Raw genomic sequence first — 19,112 nt, 5'->3', positions numbered from 1 at the left:
TGACGGGTCGCTCTCGCGCCGGGCCCCGGAAGGCCCCGTCGCCGGGGCAACGAACCACCGGGCGCTCCCGTTCCCGCCGCCCGCGAGGGGACGGCGGGACGGCGGAACAACGGGGTCAGTCCCAGGGGTCCCAGGACTCGCGGACCGGCGGCAGACCCGCGATCTCGGCCCGGTCCGCGTCGTCGAGCCGCAGCGCCGCCGCCCCCGCGTTCTCCGTCACCCACCGCGCCCGCTTGGCCCCCGGCACCGCCACCACGTGCGGACCCCGCTCCAGCACCCACGCCAGCGCCACCTGCGCCGGGGTCACCCCGCCGCGCCCGGAGCCGTCGCCGCCGTGCCGCCGGGCGACCCGGCGCAGCCCGGCCACGATCGCCTGGTTCGCGGCCATCACCTCGGCGGTGAAGCGCGGGTGCATGGCCCGTACGTCGTCCGGCTCGAACCCCTGGCCCGGGGTGAGGGTCCCGGTCAGGTACCCGCTGCCGAGGGGACGCGCGGCGAGGAACCCGACGCCCCGCGCCTCGCACCACGGCAGCAGCACGTCCAGCGCCTCCGGCGACCAGACCGACAGCTCGGCCTCCACCGCCGCCACCGGGAACACCTGCTGCATCCGCTCCAGCTGACGCACCGTCGCCTCGTGCGGACGGCCCCCGGCCCGGCCCGGCGGCCGGGCGCCCACCGCGCACACCCCCAGCGCCCGCACCTTGCCCGCCCCCACCAGCTCCGCCATCGCGCCCCAGGTCTCCTCGACGGGCACCTCCGGGTCGGCCCGGTGCAGTTGGTAGAGGTCGATCACATCGGTCTGGAGCCGTCGCAGCGAGGCGTCGCAGGCCCTGCGCACATACCGGGGACGGCCGTTGGCCACGATGTGCTGATCGCCCACCAGCAGCCCGCACTTGGTGGTGACGAACGCCTCCGCGCGACGCTCCTTGAGGACCCTCCCGATCAGCAGCTCGTTGGTGAACGGCCCGTACATGTCGGCGGTGTCGAGCAGGGAGCAGCCCAGGTCCAAAGCCGTGTGCACGGTGCGCACGGACTCGTCGCCGCGCCGCCGGGAGGCGGAGTACGCCCAGCTCATCGGCATGCAGCCGAGCCCCACCGCGCCCACTTCGAGTGCCGTCGCGCCGATCGTCCTGCGCTCCACCTCGCCGTACCCTCCCGTGCCGTCCGAGCGGCCCCCAAACTAACCTCTGCGCGACCCCGGTCCGCGCCCAGGCCGACTTCAGTGGATCTTCAGCCCGCCCGCGCGTCCCCCGCTCCGCCCGCTGGTCAGGGCCGCTCGGAGCCGCTCGGGACCGGTCCGGCCCGGTCGCCGGGGGAGCGCATAGCCTCGACGCCATGACTGGTGACGTGTGGCTGCCCTACCCGCCGGAAGAGATCGACGGCCTTCCCGACGGCCTCTCCTACCGCTTCTACGACGGCGGGGAGGACGGCGCGCAGGAGTACCCCGCCGACCCCGGGGAGTGCGTCTTCTACGCGGTGCCCTATCTGAAGCGGCCCTCGGTGAAGGTGGGCGCGCTGCCCCTGATGCGCCGTCTGGAGGTCGTCCAGGCGCTCACCGCGGGCGTGGACGACCTCCTCCCGGCGGTGGCGTCCCTGCGGCCCGGCGTCCGGCTGCACAGCGCGCGCGGAGTGCACGACGCCAGCACCGCCGAACTGGCCCTCACCCTGATCCTCGCGTCCCTGCGCGGCGTCCCCGGCTTCGTCCGCGACCAGGACCGGGGACACTGGGGGACCGCCTTCCGGCCCGCGCTCGCCGACCGTTCGGTGCTCGTCCTCGGCTACGGCTCGATCGGCGCGGCGGTCGAGGAACGGCTGCTGCCCTTCGAGGTCGCCCGGGTCACCCGGGTCGCCCGCCGGGCCCGCACCGCCGACCGGGGCCCCGTGCACGGGCTGGCCGACCTGCCCGCGCTGCTGCCGGACGCCGACGTCGTGGTGGTCGTCACCCCGCTCACCGAGAGCACGCGCCACCTGGTGGACGCCCGCTTCCTGGCCCGGATGAAGGACGGCGCGCTGCTGGTGAACATCGCGCGCGGGGCCGTCGTGGACACCGGGGCGCTGCTCGCCGAACTGGCCACCGGACGGCTCACGGCCGCGCTCGACGTGACCGACCCGGAGCCGCTGCCCGGGGACCACCCGCTGTGGCGCGCGCCGGGCGTGCTGATCACCCCTCACGTGGGCGGCCCCTCCAGCGCGTTCGAGCCCCGGGCCAAGCGGCTGCTGGCCGCTCAGCTGACCCGGTTCGCGGCCGGTGAGCCACTGGCGAACGAAGTGCCCGTCACCGGGCGGGGCACCGGCGCACACGGAGCGCCAACAGCGCACTGAGGCGTGTCGAGCACCCCCTGACGGAGCACGCGCCCTCCGGTTCCGCCGCCCGCGCCCCCGCGATGCCGTGCCCGACTCGGTACGGAGGGTGTGAACCTCCGCCGCCTCCGGACCGTCCCCAGAGGAGGAGGTGCTTGCGTTGGTCACGGAGAGTAGAGGAACTATGTCCCTGAGTGACCAGATTGGTGTATCGTCGCCGGGAGGGGCTGCGCCACGCACTGTGCGGCGCGGGGGACGGGACAGTGGAACGCGAGGGGGGCGATCGTTGATGCACGGCCTATGGAACGACCATCCGACACGCAAGGAAATCAGACGGTCCGCGCGCACGCTCACACGCCGACGCCGGTCCGACGGTGACGGCGCCCACCACGCGTCCGCCCGGCCACCCCACCGATGCGGACGCGGACCGCACAGCCGCGCCCGCTCCCGGCCGGGGAGCGACCGGTGAACGCCCCGGGCGCCGTCCCCGCCCGCCGCACCGGCGGCGGCACCGGCCTGGTGACCCAGATCCTGCTGGCCGTCGTCTGCGGCGGCTACGCGACCGGGGCGGCCCTCGACTGGGGCTCGCCCGAACTGGCGCTCGTCATGGGTGACTTCGGTCTGAGCGCCGCCGCGGCCACCGCCGCCGTGTCCTGTCTGCTGTACGCCCGCACCCGCCGCAGCCGGTCCCGCACGGCCTGGTACCTGTTCGCCCTGTCGTCCGCGATGGCGTCGCTCGGCAACGGCGTCTGGGGCTGGTACGAGGTGGTCCTGCGGGTGCCCGTGCCCAGCCCCAGCTTCGCCGACCTGTTCTTCCTGTGCTTCGCCCCGCCCGCCATCGTGGGGCTGCTGCTCCTCGCCAAACGGCCCGTGACCAGGGCCGGATGGATCTGCCTCGGACTCGACACCTGGCTGGTCGGCGGCTCCCTGCTCACCCTCTCCTGGAGCCTGGCGCTCGCCCACACGGCCCGCTTCGAGGGGGAGAGCGTCGCCCACGCGGCGCTCTCCCTCGCGTACCCGCTGCTGGACATCGCCCTGGTCAGCATCGTCCTGGCGCTGCACTACCGCCGCACCGCCGTCAACCGCTCCGCGGTGAACACCGCGCTCGTCGCCCTCGCCGTCACCGTCGTGTGCGACGCGCTGTTCAGCTCGCCGATCCTGCACGCCAGCTACCGCTCGGGGCAACTGCTCGACGCGGGCTGGTTCGCCGGTTCGCTGCTGCTCGCCTACGCGCCCTGGGCCTCCACCGCCGATCCGGAAGGCCCGGCCGACCCCGTCGGACGCCCCGACCGGGCCTCCCCGTGCGCCGGGGCCGACGGGACCGACCAAGGCGCCGGGGCCGACGGGACGGATGGGGCGGATGGGACCGACGGGGCCGGCCGGGCCCCGGGCCCGGCCCGGGCGCCCGGGGAGCGTCCTCGCCCCATCAGGGCCGCCGCCCTGGTGAGCGCGACACCGGGCCCGTCGCGCCCCACCGTGCCCTTCGTGCTCTTCCCGTCGCTCCGGCTGCCGCACCAGCGCGCGGGCACCGACAGCGGCGGTGACGACGGCCCGGTGCCGTCCGGCGCCCCGGCCGGAGTCCCGGTCACCGGAGTCCCGGCCGCCGCCGGACGCCACGAGGGAGCCGCCCGCCACGGCCGCCCGTACGGCGACCCGGGCCAGTGGACCACCGACCGTCCCCGGCGCCGCCCCGCCCACGGCCACGAGGCGTACGGCCACGGGAGCCACGGCCACGCGTCGGTGGACCTCGCGTTCCTCCACGACCCCGACCACGACCGCGACTCCGGTCGTGACCACGGCCCCGACCCCGGCCGCGATTCCGATCGTGACCCCGGCCGTGACCACGGCCGCGCCGACCGGTCGGCCGGGCGGTCCGCCGAGTCCGCCCTCCGGGCCCGCGAGCCCCGTGCCGGCGGACCGGCCCAGGAACCCCCGGCCGCCACCCCGCGCCCCCGGGCCGGGCGGGCGCCAGGGGCCTGGTCCGGCCCGGTGTCCGGACCCGCTCCCGACCCCTGTCAGGACGGTGGGCGCGAGGGGGCCGACCCCCGGCCCACCGCCGGGTCCCTCACCGCCCTCGCGCCCTACCTCGCCGCCACCGTCTGCACCCTCGGCATCCTCTACAACGTCCTCAACGACCGCAGCGTGGACCGCGTGGTACTCGTCACCGCCTGCACGGTCGTCCTCGCCCTCGTGGTCCGCCAGGGCATCATGCTGATGGACAACATCACCCTCACCCGGGAACTCGCGGAACAGGAGAACCACTTCCGCTCCCTGGTCCAGGGCTCCAGCGACGTGATCATGATCGCCGCGCCCAGCGGCGTCCTGCGGTACGTCAGCCCCGCCGCCGCCGGGGTCTACCGGCGGCCCGCTGAGGACCTCGTGGGCAGCGAACTCGCCTCGCTCATCCACCCGGAGGACCTCAGCGGGGTCGTCCACGAGATCCGCAGGTTCCTCGCCGCGAGCCCGGCCGAGGAACCGACCACCCGCATCGAGTGCCGCTTCCGCTCCGGTGACGGCCAGTGGCTGCACGTGGAGTCCACCGTCAACCGCCACCACGGAGGACTGCTGTTCAACAGCCGGGACGTCACCGAACGCGTCCGGCTCCAGGCCCAGTTGCAGCACAGCGCCGAACACGACGCGCTCACCGGACTGCCCAACCGGGCGCTGTTCACCCGCCGGGTCGCCCGGGCCCTCGGCGGCCGTCGCTCGGCCGACCGCGACCCGGGCACCGCCGTGCTCTTCATCGACCTCGACGGCTTCAAGGCCGTCAACGACACCATCGGCCACCAGGCGGGCGACGCGCTGCTGGTCGAAGCGGCCCGCAGGCTCCAGGAAGCGGTCCGCCAGGGCGACACCGCCGCCCGCCTCGGCGGCGACGAGTTCGCCGCCCTCGTCCTCGGTGACGGCACCACCGACCGGAAGGCCCGGGAACACCACCTGGTCGAACTCGCGGACCGGCTGCGCACCCGGCTCTCCCAGCCCTACCCCATCGACGGCAACGACGTCCGGGTCGCCGCCTCCATCGGCATCGCCTTCGCGGAACCCGGCGTCGGGGAGGGTGAACTGCTGCGCAACGCCGACCTCGCCATGTACCGGGCGAAGGCGGCGGGCAAGGGGCGCGTCGAGCTGTACGCCCCCCAGCTGCGGGCCGACGCCGTCCGCCGCACCCAACTGGCCGGACGGTTGCGGGCGGCGCTGGACGACGGCGAGTTCGCGCTGCTCCACCAGCCCGTGGTGCACCTCGCCAGCGGGACGATCGGCGCCGTCGCCGCCCAGGCCCGCTGGAGATCCGGCCAGGGCGTGCTCTTCACCCCGGCCGAGTTCCGGCGCATGGCCGAGGAGCCGGGCGCCGACCGGGCGGCCGAGCTGGGGCGCTGGACCCTGGAGGAGGCCGTCCGCCGGGCCGCCGACCGCTCCCGTGCCGGGCACCCCGTCACCGTGGTCGTCCGGGTCGGCGCCCGCGCCCTGCTGGAACGCTCGCTGCCGCCGAGGACCGTCGAGGAGCTGCTGACCCGGCACGGGCTCCCCTGCGCCGAGCTGATGATCGAGCTGACCGACGGCGATCCCGCCGTGCCGTTCGACGCGCTGGAACCCCGGCTGACCGCCCTGCGCGGACTCGGGGTGCGGATCGGCCTCGACGGCTTCGGCAGCGGACACGCCGCCGTCGCGGCGCTCAGACGGCTCCCCGTCGACGTCCTCAGACTCGACCGGAGCCTGGTGGAGGGGGTCCTCACCTCCAGCCGCCTCCACAAGATCACCAGCGGACTGCTGAGGATCGCCACCGACCTCGGACTGGAGTCCGTCGCCGACGGGGTGGACCTCCCGGAGCAGATCACCGCACTGCGCGCGATGGGCTGCACCCACGGCCAGGGCACGGCGTTCTCCGGCCCGCTGGACGAGCACCGGCTGCGCCGGGCCCTGACGACCGGCCGCTACCCGGTGCCCCCGGAGCCCCCCGACCCCGGCCGGGGCCCGCTGGAGCCCGTCCACGACGGCCGGGAGGCCCATCAGCCCCTGGACGGCGGCATGGACGGGGCGGACGGCCGGAACGGCCTGGGGGCACCCGTACTGACCGGCGGCCGGGGTCCGTCCCGTACCGCCCGCGAACCGCGCGGCGCGCTCGGCCCCGCCCCCCGCGACCCCCGTGGCCAGCCCGGATACGGAGCCCTGGGCCCGGGCGGCCATCCGGGACCGCCGTCCCCCGCGCACTGCCGCACCCCCACCGTCCGCTCACATAATGAGACCCACGTCCCACCCACTTGACAGGGGTTGAGTGCGGGGGAGAGGGTCTGAGCCATGCGCACCCGAATTCTCGTACTTGGACAGCGCGTCGGCTGAAGCCGGGTCGTTCCGACACCTGGCTGACCGCACCGGCGCGCTCCCCTCGCTTGCCTCACGGCACGAGGGGTTTTTTGTTGCACCGGCACCGTGCCGGTCGCCCGACCAGACCGCAGCACTCCGTACAACTCTCGCAAAATCCCCCTCAGCATCGAGAAGAGAATGCCGATGACCGAGCAGGCCACCGGGGCCCACCATCCGCAGCCGCGGCCCCGTTCCGGAGGACAGTCCGTCACCGTCGAGCACGTCACGGGCGCGCAGTCCCTCATCCGCTCCCTCGAGGAGGTCGGGGCGGAGACGGTGTTCGGCATCCCCGGCGGCGCGATCCTGCCCGCGTACGACCCGATGATGGACTCCACCCGGGTGCGGCACGTCCTGGTCCGGCACGAGCAGGGCGCCGGTCACGCGGCCACCGGGTACGCGCAGGCCACCGGCAAGGTCGGGGTCTGCATGGCCACCTCGGGCCCGGGGGCCACCAACCTGGTCACGCCCATCGCGGACGCCCACATGGACTCGGTCCCGCTGGTCGCGATCACCGGCCAGGTCGCCTCCGCGGCGATCGGCACCGACGCCTTCCAGGAGGCGGACATCGTCGGCATCACCATGCCGATCACCAAGCACAACTTCCTGGTCACCAAGGCCGAGGACATCCCCCGGACCATCGCCGAGGCGTTCCACATCGCCGCCACCGGCCGCCCCGGCCCCGTCCTCGTGGACATCGCCAAGGACGCCCTCCAGGCCCGGACCACCTTCAGCTGGCCGCCCGCCCAGGACCTGCCCGGCTACCGCCCGGTGACCAAGCCGCACGCCAAGCAGATCCGCGAGGCCGCCAAGCTGATCACCCAGGCCAAGCGGCCCGTGCTGTACGTCGGCGGCGGGGTCATCAAGGCGGGCGCGACCGCCGAGCTGAAGGTCCTCGCGGAGCTGACCGGCGCCCCCGTCACCACCACCCTGATGGCGCTCGGCTCCTTCCCCGACAGCCACCCGCAGCACCTGGGCATGCCCGGGATGCACGGCTCGGTCGCCGCCGTCACGGCGCTGCAGAAGGCCGACCTGATCGTCGCCCTCGGCGCCCGCTTCGACGACCGCGTCACCGGCAAGCTGGACAGCTTCGCCCCCTACGCCAAGATCGTGCACGCGGACATCGACCCGGCCGAGATCGGCAAGAACCGCACCGCCGACGTGCCGATCGTGGGCGACGCCCGCGAGGTCATCGCGGACCTGGTCCAGGCCGTCCAGAAGGAGCACAGCGACGGTCACACCGGCGACTACACCGCCTGGTGGGACGACCTCGGCCGGTGGCGCGACACCTACCCCCTCGGCTACGACCAGCCCGCCGACGGCTCGCTCTCCCCGCAGCAGGTCATCGAGCGCATCGGACAGCTCGCCCCGGCGGACACGATCTTCACCGCGGGCGTCGGCCAGCACCAGATGTGGGCCGCCCACTTCATCCGCTTCGAGCAGCCCGCGACCTGGCTCAACTCCGGTGGCGCCGGGACCATGGGCTACGCAGTGCCCGCCGCGATGGGCGCCAAGGCCGGACAGCCGGACCGCACGGTCTGGGCGGTCGACGGCGACGGCTGCTTCCAGATGACCAACCAGGAACTCACCACCTGCGCCCTCAACAACATCCCCATCAAGGTCGCCATCATCAACAACGGCGCCCTGGGGATGGTCCGCCAGTGGCAGACCCTCTTCTACAACCAGCGCTACTCCAACACCGTCCTGCACAGCGGCCCCGAGGACCCCCAGGCCGACGGCGTGGCGGTCCCCGGCAAGCCCGCCGGAGGCACCCGGGTCCCCGACTTCGTCAAGCTGGCCGAGGCCATGGGCTGCGTGGCGCTGCGCTGCGAGTCCCCCGACGACCTGGACAAGGTCATCGCGGAGGCCAACGCCATCAACGACCGGCCCGTCGTCGTCGACTTCATCGTCCACGAGGACGCCATGGTCTGGCCGATGGTCGCGGCCGGGACCTCCAACGACACCATCATGGCCGCCCGGGACGTCCGCCCCGACTTCGGCGACAACGAAGACGACTGAGGCCCGGAAGACGTATCGAGGCAGGAAGACAATGACCGTCATGTCCAAGCACACGCTCTCGGTCCTGGTCGAGAACACCCCCGGCATCCTCGCCCGGATCGCCGCGCTGTTCTCCCGCCGGGGATTCAACATCGACTCCCTCGCGGTCGGTGTCACCGAGCACCCCGACATCTCCCGCATCACCATCGTGGTGAACGTCGAGGACCTCCCCCTCGAACAGGTCACCAAGCAGCTCAACAAGCTCGTCAACGTGCTGAAGATCGTCGAGCTGGAGCCCGGTTCGGCGGTGCAGCGCGAACTCGTCCTGGTGAAGGTCCGCGCCGACAACGAGACCCGCTCCCAGATCGTGGAGATCGTCCAGCTGTTCCGCGCCAAGACCGTGGACGTCTCCCCGGAGGCCGTCACCGTCGAGGCCACCGGGTCCAGCGACAAGCTGGAGGCCATGCTCCGGATGCTGGAGCCGTTCGGCATCAAGGAGCTGGTCCAGTCCGGCACGATCGCCATCGGCCGGGGCTCCCGTTCCATCACGGACCGCTCGCTGCGGTCCCTGGAGCGCTCCGCCTGATCCTCCGGCGGGGGCCCACCGGCCCCCGCCTCCAAGCCCTCGTGTGCGCGGGACCCTCCGCGCGCGTGGGGCGGTGGGCCGCCACGGCCGACCGCGGCGACGCGGACGGCTCGCGCGCGTACCACCCCACGCGCGCGCCCGCATCGCGAGACCCCGCCCCTTCCCTTCCCCCGCCCCCCGTACGGTGGGACGCACAACCCGCCGCGACACCGGCAGAAACCAAGGAGAAACCCAGTGGCCGAGCTGTTCTACGACGCCGACGCCGACCTGTCCATCATCCAGGGCCGCAAGGTCGCCGTCATCGGTTACGGCAGCCAGGGCCACGCCCACGCGCTGTCCCTGCGGGACTCCGGTGTCGACGTCCGCGTCGGCCTGCACGAGGGCTCGAAGTCCAAGGCCAAGGCCGAGGAGCAGGGCCTGCGCGTGGTCACGCCCGCCGAGGCGGCCGCCGAGGCCGACGTCATCATGATCCTCGTGCCGGACCCGATCCAGGGCAAGGTCTACGAGGAGTCCATCAAGGAGCACCTGAAGGACGGCGACGCGCTGTTCTTCGGGCACGGCTTCAACATCCGCTTCGGCTTCATCAAGCCCCCGGCCGGCGTCGACGTCTGCATGGTCGCCCCCAAGGGCCCGGGCCACCTCGTGCGCCGCCAGTACGAGGAGGGGCGCGGCGTGCCCTGCATCGCCGCCGTCGAGCAGGACGCCTCCGGCAACGCCTTCGCGCTCGCCCTGTCCTACGCCAAGGCCATCGGCGGCACCCGCGCGGGCGTCATCAAGACGACCTTCACCGAGGAGACCGAGACCGACCTCTTCGGCGAGCAGGCCGTTCTCTGTGGTGGCGCCTCCGCCCTGGTCAAGGCCGGTTTCGAGACCCTGGTCGAGGCCGGTTACCAGCCGGAGATCGCCTACTTCGAGTGCCTGCACGAGCTGAAGCTCATCGTCGACCTCATGTACGAGGGCGGCCTGGAGAAGATGCGCTGGTCGATCTCCGAGACCGCCGAGTGGGGCGACTACGTGACCGGCCCGCGGGTCATCACGGACGCCACCAAGGTCGAGATGAAGAAGGTCCTGGGCGAGATCCAGGACGGCACCTTCGCCAACAACTGGATGAAGGAGTACGAGGCCGGTCTGCCCAAGTACAACGAGTACAAGAAGGCCGACGAGAGCCACCTGCTGGAGACCACCGGCAAGGAGCTGCGCAAGCTCATGAGCTGGGTGGACGAGGAGGCGTAAGCCCCTTCGCCGCGCGCCCGTCCGTGCGCGGGTGCCCGGGGCCGCGCGCCCCGGGACCGCTCCCGTGCGCGGCCGTGCGACCGTGCGCCGGTGCCGCCCGTCGGCACCGGCCCGGGGCGCGGCCGGACCGCCCGGACCCGCTTCCGGGGCCGGAGGAGGGGCCGGATCACACGATCCGGCCCCTCCCGGCGTTCCCGGGCGTCCACTCCCCGGACGACGGCCGGAGCACGGGTGCCGGGACGTTTGTCCAGTCCGGCCAGCCACGGAAGGGTGATCCTTCCGGTGAGGCGGAAAACGTCCCCCGTTCCGCCACTACACTGCACAGCACATACGCGTCAGGCCCACAGCGTCGTGCGTCTTCCACGCGGCAAGCCAACCTCCACCGCCTGCGGCCGTCGGGACGGCCGTCCGCAATGGACTTGTGAGGACTCACGTGAGCACTGCTGCCAACGGCAAACCGGTCGTACTCATCGCTGAAGAGCTGTCGCCCGCGACTGTCGACGCGCTCGGACCCGACTTCGAGATCCGGCACTGCAACGGCGCCGACCGCGCCGAGCTGCTGCCCGCCATCGCGGACGTCGACGCCATCCTGGTCCGCTCGGCCACCAAGGTGGACGCCGAGGCCATCGCCGCCGCCCGCAACCTGAAGGTCGTCGCCCGCGCGGGCGTCGGTCTCGACAACGTGGACGTCTCCGCCGCCACCAAGGCCGGCGTGATGGTCGTCAACGCCCCCACCTCCAACATCGTCACCGCCGCCGAACTGGCCTGCGGTCTGCTGGTCGCCACCGCGCGCAACATCCCGCAGGCCAACGCCGCCCTGAAGAACGGCGAGTGGAAGCGGTCCAAGTACACCGGTGTCGAGCTGGCCGAGAAGACCCTGGGCGTGGTGGGCCTCGGCCGGATCGGCGCGCTCGTCGCCCAGCGGATGTCCGCGTTCGGGATGAAGGTCGTCGCCTACGACCCGTACGTGCAGCCCGCCCGCGCCGCGCAGATGGGCGTCAAGGTCCTCTCGCTGGACGAGCTGCTGGAGGTCTCGGACTTCATCACCGTCCACCTGCCGAAGACGCCCGAGACGCTGGGGCTCATCGGCGACGAGGCGCTGCACAAGGTCAAGCCCACCGTCCGGATCGTCAACGCCGCCCGTGGCGGCATCGTGGACGAGGAGGCGCTGTACTCGGCGCTGAAGGAGGGCCGCGTCGCGGGCGCCGGGCTGGACGTCTACGCGAAGGAGCCGTGCACCGACTCCCCGCTGTTCCAGTTCGACCAGGTCGTGGCCACCCCGCACCTCGGCGCCTCCACCGACGAGGCGCAGGAGAAGGCCGGCATCGCCGTCGCCCGCTCGGTGCGCCTCGCGCTCGCCGGTGAACTGGTGCCGGACGCGGTGAACGTCCAGGGCGGCGTCATCGCCCAGGACGTCAAGCCGGGGCTGCCGCTGGCCGAGCGGCTGGGCCGGATCTTCACCGCGCTCGCCGGTGAGGTCGCCGTCCGTCTGGACGTCGAGGTCTACGGCGAGATCACCCAGCACGATGTGAAGGTGCTCGAACTGAGCGCGCTCAAGGGCGTGTTCGAGGATGTCGTGGACGAGACGGTCTCCTACGTCAACGCCCCGCTGTTCGCCCAGGAGCGCGGTGTCGAGGTGCGGCTGACCACCTCCAGCGAGTCGCCCGACCACCGCAACGTCGTCACCGTGCGCGGCACCCTCGGCGACGGCCAGGAGGTCTCCGTCTCGGGCACCCTGGCCGGGCCGAAGCACCACCAGAAGATCGTGGCGATCGGCGAGCACGACATCGACCTCGCCCTCGCCGACCACATGGTCGTCCTGCGCTACGCGGACCGTCCCGGTGTCGTCGGCACCGTCGGCCGGGTCCTCGGCGAGGCGGGCGTCAACATCGCGGGCATGCAGGTCTCCCGCGCCGCCGCCGGTGGCGAGGCCCTCGCGGTCCTCACCGTCGACGACACCGTCCCCGCCTCGGTCCTGGCGGAGCTGGGCGAGGAGATCGGCGCGGCCTCGGCCCGCGCGGTCGACCTCACCCACTGAGTCACCCTCCCGCCCGCCCCGGTGTGCGCCGGGACGGCGGGGGCGCGCCTTCCCGACGGGCGGGTGCCGGTCGATCCCTCATCCGGATCGACCGGCACCCGCCCGTCGGCGCGTCCGGCCGGTGCGGTCGGCCGTGGGGGTCCCCGGTGCTTCTGGTGATCCCGGCGTCCCCAGCGTCCCTGGTGCTTCCGGTGCTTCCGGTGCTTCCGGTGTCGTCGGTGCCGGGGCCGCCGTCGGCGCGTCCGGGGTTGTTGGTGCCGTCGGTCCGGCCGGGGGCACCCGACGCAGTACGGTCAGCGCGCAGACCGCCGCCAGCAGCAGTACCGCCGTCCCGCCGAGGGCCGCCGCGCGCATCCCGTCCGTGAACGCCCCACGGGCCAGTGCCGTCAGCGCGCCGCCGGTGGCGCCGGGCAGCTCCCCGGCCACGGCGAGGGCCCCGCCCAGCGTCTCCCGGGCCGCCTCCGGCAGCCCGGCCGGGACGGGCCCTCCGGGATCGTCCATCCGGTCCCGGAAGACGGCGGTGCCGAGGGAGCCGAGGAGGGCCATCCCGAGCGCCCCGCCGAACTCCTGGCCCGTCTCCAGCAGCGAGGACGCGGTGCCCGCGCGCTCCGGCGGGGCGGCGCCCAGGGCCGCGTCCGTCATCTGCGCCATCACCGTGACGACCCCGCAGGCCAGCACCCCGGACCCGGCCAGCACCAGCCACAACGCGTCCGTGTCCGCCGTGGCCAGCAGTCCGAAACCGCCCGCCGCCAGCAGGAAGCCGCCGGTGACCACGTGTCCGCGCGGGGTGCCGCGCCCTACCAGCGCGGTGGTCGCGGGCGCCGCGAACCCGATCAGCGCCGAGGGCAGCAGGGACCACAGCGCGGCCTCCACGGCGCTCTTGCCGAGGACGGACTGGAGGTACTGGGTGGTGAAGTAGGCGGAGCCCATCATCGCGAACATGGCGAGCGAGTTGAGGCAGACCGCCGGGCCGAAGCCCCCGCCCCGGAACAGGGCGGGCGGGACCAGCGGCGCGGCGGCCGTGCGCTGCCGGACGACGAAGAGCGCCGCGCACACCGCCCCGGCGAGCAGGGAGAGGGAGGCCGGGGCGGTGAAGCCCTCCGAGGGGATCTCCTTCAGCCCGTAGACCAGCGGGAGCACCGCCGCCATCGACAGCGGCACGCTCAGCGGGTCGAAGCGGCCGGGGGCGGGGTCCTTCGACTCGGGGATCAGCAGGGGCGCCAGCACCAGCAGCAGGGCCATGGCGGGCAGGTTGACCAGGAAGACCGAGCCCCACCAGAAGTGTTGGACCAGCACCCCGCTCAGCACCGAGCCGAGGGCGACCCCGCCGGTCATCACGGCCGACCAGACGCCGATGGCCCGGGCGCGCTGGCCGGGGTCCCGGAACAGGGTCCGCACCAGGGCCATCGTCGAGGGCATCAGGGCGGCCCCGCCGACGCCCAGGAGCGCCCGGGCGGCGATCAGCGTCCGCGCGTCGCCCGCGTAGGCCGCGCACAGCGAGGCCGCGCCGAACGCCACCGCGCCGATCAGCAGCAGCCGTCGGCGGCCGACACGGTCGCCGACCGCGCCCATCGTCATCAGCAGTCCCGCCAGGACGAAGGCGTAGACGTCGAAGATCCACAGGAGTTGGGTGCCGCTCGGAGCGAGGTCGGCGCTGATCGCCGGAACGGCGAAGTAGAGCACCGACACGTCCATGGAGACCAGCAGCAGCGGAAGCATCAGAACCGCCAGGGCGGTCCACTCACGGCGTCCCGCCCGGGGCGGGGGCGGACCGGAGCCCGGGGCGCCGGGCGGCGCGGGAATCGTCATGCGGGGACTGTACGAGCGTATTAAACGTTTGTCTATGACGAGCGTATAGATCGGCTGCCGGAGAGGCCGCCCGATCACGGTCGCGACCGTGGTGACCAGCGGGGGAGCGGGCCGGGGAACGGCCGTGCGGCACCGGTACGCTGCGCGTCATGGGACACCGCGAAGAACTGCTGGAGGGCGCCAAGCGCTGTCTGCTGGCGAAGGGATTCCTCGGCACCACGGCCCGGGACGTCGTCCGGGAGTCGGGGACGAACCTGGCGTCCATCGGCTACCACTACGGCTCCAAGGACGCGCTCCTGGCCCAGGCGTACGTGGAGCTGATCGAGGACGTCAGCCTCGCGTTCGACGAGGCGGGGGAGGGGGACGACGCCACCGCCGCCGGTTCGCTCGCGCGCTTCGAGCGGTCCTGGGAGAACGTGCTGCGCACCTTCACCGAGAACCCGTCGATCTGGCGGCTCGGGCTGGAGGTGACCCTCCACTCCGACCGGCTCCCCGGGGTCCGCGAGCACCTCGTCCGGGCGAGCGGCGCGGCGCGCGGGGGACTCGTCGCGATGTTCCTCGGCGGCCCCGAGCCCGACCCCGCCGATCCGCTCTCCGTGACGGCGGGCGGCTTCTACTCGACGCTGCTCCAGGGGCTGATGGTGCAGTGGTTCTTCGACCCGGGCACCACGCCCACCGCCGCCGAACTCACCGACGGGCTACGGCGGGTGATGGCCGCGGCCCGGGACGACCGGGCCGGTGCGGAGACCGGGGACGGGCCCGGCTCCTGATCCCGCCGGGCTGGTCGGTCCTGGTGCCGGCCCGGGCGGGCGGGGCAGCCGGGCCGGACGTCGCCCGGGGCGTGGGGCGTCCCGCCGGGGCCGACGGGACGTCAGCCCGTCGTGGTGGTGGACGCCTCCGGGTGCGGGGTGCCCGCGATGATGCGGTCCAGGGCGGTGCGGGCGGCCATCAGGTCCTCGATCGAGGCGTCGAGCCGCTCCCGTTCCCTCAGCAGTCCGGGCAGCCAGCCCGAGCAGACGGGCACCGGTCCCTGTCCCTCGTCCACGGTGCAGGGCAGCAGGTCCAGGATCGTCCGGGTGCTGAGCCCGGCCGCCAGCATGGTCCGGATGCCCCGCACGGTGCGCACGTCGGTCTCGTCGTACTCGCGGTACCCGCTGGGCAGCCGCCGGGGTGTCAGCAACCCCTGTTCCTCGTAGTACCGCAGCAGTCGCTGACTGACCCCGGTCCGCTTGGACAAGGCGCCGATGCGCATGGTGACGAGCCCCCTCGGTTCCGCTTGACCCTCACACCGATGTCAGACCCTAGCGTGCGGTCCATGACGACACAGAACACGATTTCCGCGTCCGGACTTCCCGTATCCCTCCTCGGTCTGGGCCCGATGGGGCTCGCCCTCGCCCACGCCCTGCTCGACGCGGGCCGTCCGCTGACGGTCTGGAACCGCACCCCGGGCAAGGCCGACGCCCTGGTGGCGAAGGGCGCGCGGCGGGCGGAGAGCGCCGTCGCCGCGCTGGCCGCGAGCCCCGTCACCCTGATGTGCCTCAAGGACTACGCCACCCAGTACGAGATCCTCGGCGACGCGGACGGCGTCCCGCGCGGCCGGACCCTCGTCAACCTCAACTCCGGGACCCCCAAGGAGGCCGTCGAGGCGGCGGCCTGGGCCGCCGGGCGGGGCCTCGACTACCTCGACGGGGCGGTCATGGTGCCCCCGACGCTGATCGGCGGACCCGGTTCCGTACTGCTGTACAGCGGTTCCCGTGAGGTCTTCGACCGGCACCGGCCCGTTCTCGACGCCCTCGGCGACCCCCGCTACCTGGGCGCCGACCCCGGGCTCGCGGTGCTGTACAACACGGCCCTGCTGGAGATGATGTACACCACCATGAACGGCTGGCTGCACGCCAGCGCGCTGGTCGGTTCGGCGGGGGTCCCGGCGACCGAGTTCGCGGAACTCGCCTTCGGCTGGTTCGCGCCCACGGTGCTGGCCCCCGAGGGCTTCCTCGCCATGGCGCCCCAACTCGACCGGGGCGAGTACCCCGGGGACCTCGGGACCCTGGAGATGAACCTCAACGCGCTCGACCACATCGCGGCCACCAGCGCCGAGCGGGGCGTCGACACCGGCCAGCCGGAGTCGCTGCGGGCGGTCGCGGCGCGCGGGGTCGCCGAGGGCCACGGCCGGGAGAACTACCTCTCCCTCTTCGAGGTCCTCCGCGTGCCCGCCCCGGACGTCCGCTAGTCGGGGCGGTCGGGGCGGTCGGGGCGGTCGGGGCGGTCGGGACTGCGGGCCCGTGGCGCGGGGGCGTATGGCGGGGCGTCAACTGTCCTTGGGCGTAACGGTGTCGGAGTCATCCCGGCGCAGCGCGGTGACCACGTGCCGGAAGAGCACCCGTCCGCCGTCCGTCGTGGCCTCGGCCCGCACCAGGACGCCCGTCGCCGGGTCCACGGTGAAGCGGCAGGTCAGGGACTCGTCCGGGGCCCAGGCGCTGAACGGGAAGGCGCGCAGCGGGCGGACGGTGGCCTCGACGGAGTCCGGCGCGGTGGCCGTGACGCGCGCCAGATGGGCCACGATCCGTGCGGGGGAGAGGAGTTCGGCCAGCCGGGCCGCCGCCGGAGCGGTGCGGTCGGGCGCGTAGTCACCCGTCATCGCCGTCCCGGTGCCGGTGCCGGTGGTGACCGTCCACGAGCGGTCCGGTGAGCCGGGGACGTGGGACCGGTCCCGGTGCGGATCGGCTTCGACGCGGACCTCGGCCGTCAGCCGGACCGGCTCCAGCAGGGTGCGGGCCATCCGGGCCAGGACGGTGCCCGCCGGGCCGGACGGGGGCGCGTCGCGGACGTCCAGCGTCACGGCCCGCGCGGCCGTCAGGACCCCCTGCCCGTCGTGGAGGACGGCGGACCGCAGGAAACCGGTGGCCGGGTCGACCCGCACGGTCAGGGAGCGCGCGCCCGGCGGCAGCCAGGGGTCGGCGGGGTCCGCGAACCACGGGTGCGGGGTGACGGTGAGTTCGACGCACCCGTCGACGGCGCGCGCCCCGGTGACCGCGCCGACGCCCCGCAGCAGCCGGGCCGGGTCGAGCAGCGCGGCCCACGGCTCACCGGGGTCGTCCTCGCGCAGCCGGAGCGGGGAGACCCCGGGGAGCCGGAAGGTCCGTCGCCGCCCCGGCCGCCGGTCCGGGCCGTCCTGTCGTTCGTCCCCGTCCCCGTCCCCGTCCCCGTCCCCGTCCCCGTCCCCGTCCCCGTCCCCGGTGCCGGTGCCGGTGAGGTCGCCGAACCGGCCGCCGAGGTCCGGGGCGTTCGCGCGGGCGGCCTCCTCGATCTCGATCACCGCGTCCACCGGGGTGTCCTCGGCGGCGGTCGCCGCGAGCCGGGACAGCGCCCGCGCGGCGAGTCCCGAGGGGGCCGCGTCTAGCCGGTGGGAAGCTGCCATGAGGCCCAGGTCTCCTCGGCGCCGGGACGGTGGGGTGCCCACTGTACGTACAGGACGCGGTACGGGTGCCCGGCCGGGGGCGCGCCCAGGACCTCGATGGTGTGGGTGCCGTTCCGGTGGTCCGTGATCCGGCAGCCCGGGGACTCGATGCCGACCCCGCAGGCCAGCACCTTCTGCCGCCGGGTGTCCTCGTCCGGGATGCCGGAGCCGTCGATCCGGCTGTGCGCCATGAACGAGGCGTACGAGGGCGGCGCGGCGGCCGTGACCGTGACCTTGACGGGCCGTCGGTCGCCCGCCGGGTCGGGGCGCTCCCAGGTGAGCCGCCGGGGCGGAGTCTCGCCCCGTCCCTCGCTCCATCGTCCCGCCACCAGGCGCAGCACGGAGCCGTCGGTGCCCCGTGCGGACGGCGGGGCCTGAGTGGTGGCGGTGGCGGACTTCGCGGGAGAGGGCTTCCGGGCGTCGGACGTTCCGTCCGGCGGTTGCCCGCAGGAGCCCAGCAGGGCGACGGCGCAGACCGCCGCCGCCCCGCTGGTGAACCGGTGGGTCAGCCGGTGCACTTGATCTCGCTGTCGTTCTGGTTGTAGACGTGCGCCGAGCCGTTGCCCTGCGGTCCCGACACGTAGAAGCGGGCCTGGCCCTTGTAGCGGTACCAGGTGTCCTTCTTGCAGCCCTTGGGGGCCACCACGCGCAGACTGCGGGTGTGGGACTTGCGGCCCTTGCCGGTGGTCAGGTGCTCCCAGCCGTACCAGCGGGACCGGGACAGCGAGCCCTCGGTGCTCAGATTGGGGGCCACCTGGCCGCACTTGGTGTCGAAGTGGACGTTGATGGTGCCGGGGGTGGTGTGCGAGTTGTGCGGGTAGTCCACCGAGGCCCGGCACAGATACGGCAGCCGTGGGGCCGCCGCGGCGAGGGCGCCCGCGGTACCGGGGACGGCCGGGTCCTCCACCAGGTCCTCCGCGCCGTTGATCGCGTCGCCGGTCGGCAGCTCCTGGTCGGGCGTGGTGACGTCGACGACCTCCGTGGTGTCCGTCCCCTCGGCGTCGGCCGGGAGCGGGGCGGAGGCGACGGCCACCCCGCTGACGGTCAGGGTCAGTCCGGTGGCGAGGGCGGCGGCGGACAGGGCGATGGAGCGCAGTCTCGGGCGTGCGGTCGTGGTCATACGGTCCCCCCGTGGGTTCGGAGCGGTGGCGCCGGACGGTGACCGGCGCTCGTTCGTGGGGCCGCTGGCGCGCCCCGGCCGTCACTCTGATCTCCCGGGATCACCGGGCCAAGACCTTTTCGGCCCCAGGAGCCGGATATCGCCAGGGCATGCCTGGGGAGGAACCGGACAGGTCGGTCGTGGAGTTCCGGCCAGATCCCTTGGTGTGCGG

General features: G+C 73.9%; 14 protein-coding genes. 8 read left to right on the top strand and 6 right to left on the bottom strand.

Annotated elements, in window-relative coordinates; all coding sequences use genetic code 11:
• Positions 1 to 115: 115 nt before the first annotated feature.
• Positions 116 to 1,141, bottom strand: coding sequence for an aldo/keto reductase (locus tag ACVWNX_RS08600; protein ID WP_454413291.1), 1,026 nt, complete (start codon positions 1,139 to 1,141; stop codon positions 116 to 118).
• 194 nt (positions 1,142 to 1,335) lie between these two features.
• Between ACVWNX_RS08600 and ACVWNX_RS08595 the strand changes: the two genes are divergently transcribed.
• The 6 genes from ACVWNX_RS08595 to serA all read left to right on the top strand — a co-directional run bounded on the left by ACVWNX_RS08595 (position 1,336) and on the right by serA (position 12,515).
• The gene (locus tag ACVWNX_RS08595; protein ID WP_454413290.1) at positions 1,336 to 2,322 is read left to right on the top strand and encodes a 2-hydroxyacid dehydrogenase; all 987 of its coding nucleotides are present in this window, start codon (positions 1,336 to 1,338) and stop codon (positions 2,320 to 2,322) included.
• 444 nt (positions 2,323 to 2,766) lie between these two features.
• Positions 2,767 to 6,564 carry a putative bifunctional diguanylate cyclase/phosphodiesterase gene (locus tag ACVWNX_RS08590; protein ID WP_454413289.1) on the top strand — a complete coding sequence of 1,266 codons (3,798 nt, stop codon included), beginning with the start codon at positions 2,767 to 2,769 and terminating at the stop codon, positions 6,562 to 6,564.
• A 243-nt stretch (positions 6,565 to 6,807) separates the two neighbouring features.
• On the top strand, positions 6,808 to 8,679 hold the full coding sequence (locus ACVWNX_RS08585) for an acetolactate synthase large subunit (RefSeq protein ID WP_454413288.1): 1,872 nt from the start codon (positions 6,808 to 6,810) through the stop codon (positions 8,677 to 8,679).
• 40 nt (positions 8,680 to 8,719) lie between these two features.
• On the top strand, positions 8,720 to 9,244 hold the full coding sequence (gene ilvN / locus ACVWNX_RS08580) for an acetolactate synthase small subunit (protein ID WP_454413287.1): 525 nt from the start codon (positions 8,720 to 8,722) through the stop codon (positions 9,242 to 9,244).
• 234 nt (positions 9,245 to 9,478) lie between these two features.
• A complete protein-coding gene (gene ilvC / locus ACVWNX_RS08575; RefSeq protein WP_454413286.1) occupies positions 9,479 to 10,477 on the top strand; it encodes a ketol-acid reductoisomerase in 999 nt (332 codons plus the stop codon).
• A gap of 433 nt (positions 10,478 to 10,910) precedes the next feature.
• Positions 10,911 to 12,515, top strand: coding sequence for a phosphoglycerate dehydrogenase (serA, locus tag ACVWNX_RS08570; RefSeq protein WP_454413285.1), 1,605 nt, complete (start codon positions 10,911 to 10,913; stop codon positions 12,513 to 12,515).
• Between the two features lie 78 nt (positions 12,516 to 12,593).
• Here serA and ACVWNX_RS08565 read toward each other — a convergent pair whose 3' ends face one another.
• Positions 12,594 to 14,324, bottom strand: a complete 1,731-nt coding sequence (locus tag ACVWNX_RS08565; RefSeq protein WP_454413284.1) for an MFS transporter — start codon at positions 14,322 to 14,324, stop codon at positions 12,594 to 12,596.
• Between the two features lie 149 nt (positions 14,325 to 14,473).
• Here ACVWNX_RS08565 and ACVWNX_RS08560 point away from each other — a divergent pair, with 149 nt between their 5' ends.
• On the top strand, positions 14,474 to 15,094 hold the full coding sequence (locus ACVWNX_RS08560) for a TetR/AcrR family transcriptional regulator (RefSeq protein WP_454413283.1): 621 nt from the start codon (positions 14,474 to 14,476) through the stop codon (positions 15,092 to 15,094).
• Between the two features lie 101 nt (positions 15,095 to 15,195).
• Here the strand turns inward: ACVWNX_RS08560 and ACVWNX_RS08555 are convergent, their stop codons facing one another.
• Positions 15,196 to 15,576, bottom strand: a complete 381-nt coding sequence (locus tag ACVWNX_RS08555; protein ID WP_454413282.1) for a MerR family transcriptional regulator — start codon at positions 15,574 to 15,576, stop codon at positions 15,196 to 15,198.
• Positions 15,577 to 15,639: 63 nt separating this feature from the next.
• On the opposite strand from ACVWNX_RS08555, the gene ACVWNX_RS08550 reads away from it, so the two are divergent.
• Positions 15,640 to 16,554, top strand: a complete 915-nt coding sequence (locus tag ACVWNX_RS08550; protein ID WP_454413281.1) for an NAD(P)-dependent oxidoreductase — start codon at positions 15,640 to 15,642, stop codon at positions 16,552 to 16,554.
• 78 nt (positions 16,555 to 16,632) lie between these two features.
• Here ACVWNX_RS08550 and ACVWNX_RS08545 read toward each other — a convergent pair whose 3' ends face one another.
• The 3 genes from ACVWNX_RS08545 to ACVWNX_RS08535 are packed head-to-tail and all read right to left on the bottom strand — an operon-like array spanning position 16,633 to position 18,901.
• Entirely contained in the window at positions 16,633 to 17,742 is a 1,110-nt protein-coding gene (locus ACVWNX_RS08545) for a hypothetical protein (RefSeq protein ID WP_454413280.1), read from the bottom strand.
• Positions 17,721 to 18,299, bottom strand: a complete 579-nt coding sequence (locus ACVWNX_RS08540; protein ID WP_454413279.1) for a hypothetical protein — start codon at positions 18,297 to 18,299, stop codon at positions 17,721 to 17,723. Before ACVWNX_RS08540 ends, ACVWNX_RS08545 begins: the two co-directional genes overlap by 22 nt.
• Positions 18,287 to 18,901 (bottom strand): hypothetical protein, encoded by a 615-nt coding sequence (locus ACVWNX_RS08535; protein WP_454413278.1) that lies wholly within the window; start codon positions 18,899 to 18,901, stop codon positions 18,287 to 18,289. Before ACVWNX_RS08535 ends, ACVWNX_RS08540 begins: the two co-directional genes overlap by 13 nt.
• Positions 18,902 to 19,112: the final 211 nt, after the last annotated feature.

It is taken from the genome of Streptomyces sp. JNUCC 64, assembly GCF_054484115.1.
This window is presented reverse-complemented; position numbering and strand designations above follow the sequence as displayed.

Excerpts from the sequence above, each read along its gene's own strand:
- ACVWNX_RS08595 (WP_454413290.1), top strand. The coding sequence starts at position 1,336 with ATGACTGGTGACGTGTGGCTGCCCTACCCGCCGGAAGAGATCGACGGC.
- ACVWNX_RS08585 (WP_454413288.1), top strand. The coding sequence starts at position 6,808 with ATGACCGAGCAGGCCACCGGGGCCCACCATCCGCAGCCGCGGCCCCGT.
- ilvN (WP_454413287.1), top strand. The coding sequence starts at position 8,720 with ATGTCCAAGCACACGCTCTCGGTCCTGGTCGAGAACACCCCCGGCATC.
- ACVWNX_RS08565 (WP_454413284.1), bottom strand. The coding sequence starts at position 14,324 with ATGACGATTCCCGCGCCGCCCGGCGCCCCGGGCTCCGGTCCGCCCCCG.
- ACVWNX_RS08560 (WP_454413283.1), top strand. The coding sequence starts at position 14,474 with ATGGGACACCGCGAAGAACTGCTGGAGGGCGCCAAGCGCTGTCTGCTG.
- ACVWNX_RS08555 (WP_454413282.1), bottom strand. The coding sequence starts at position 15,576 with ATGCGCATCGGCGCCTTGTCCAAGCGGACCGGGGTCAGTCAGCGACTG.
- ACVWNX_RS08550 (WP_454413281.1), top strand. The coding sequence starts at position 15,640 with ATGACGACACAGAACACGATTTCCGCGTCCGGACTTCCCGTATCCCTC.
- ACVWNX_RS08545 (WP_454413280.1), bottom strand. The coding sequence starts at position 17,742 with ATGGCAGCTTCCCACCGGCTAGACGCGGCCCCCTCGGGACTCGCCGCG.
- ACVWNX_RS08535 (WP_454413278.1), bottom strand. The coding sequence starts at position 18,901 with ATGACCACGACCGCACGCCCGAGACTGCGCTCCATCGCCCTGTCCGCC.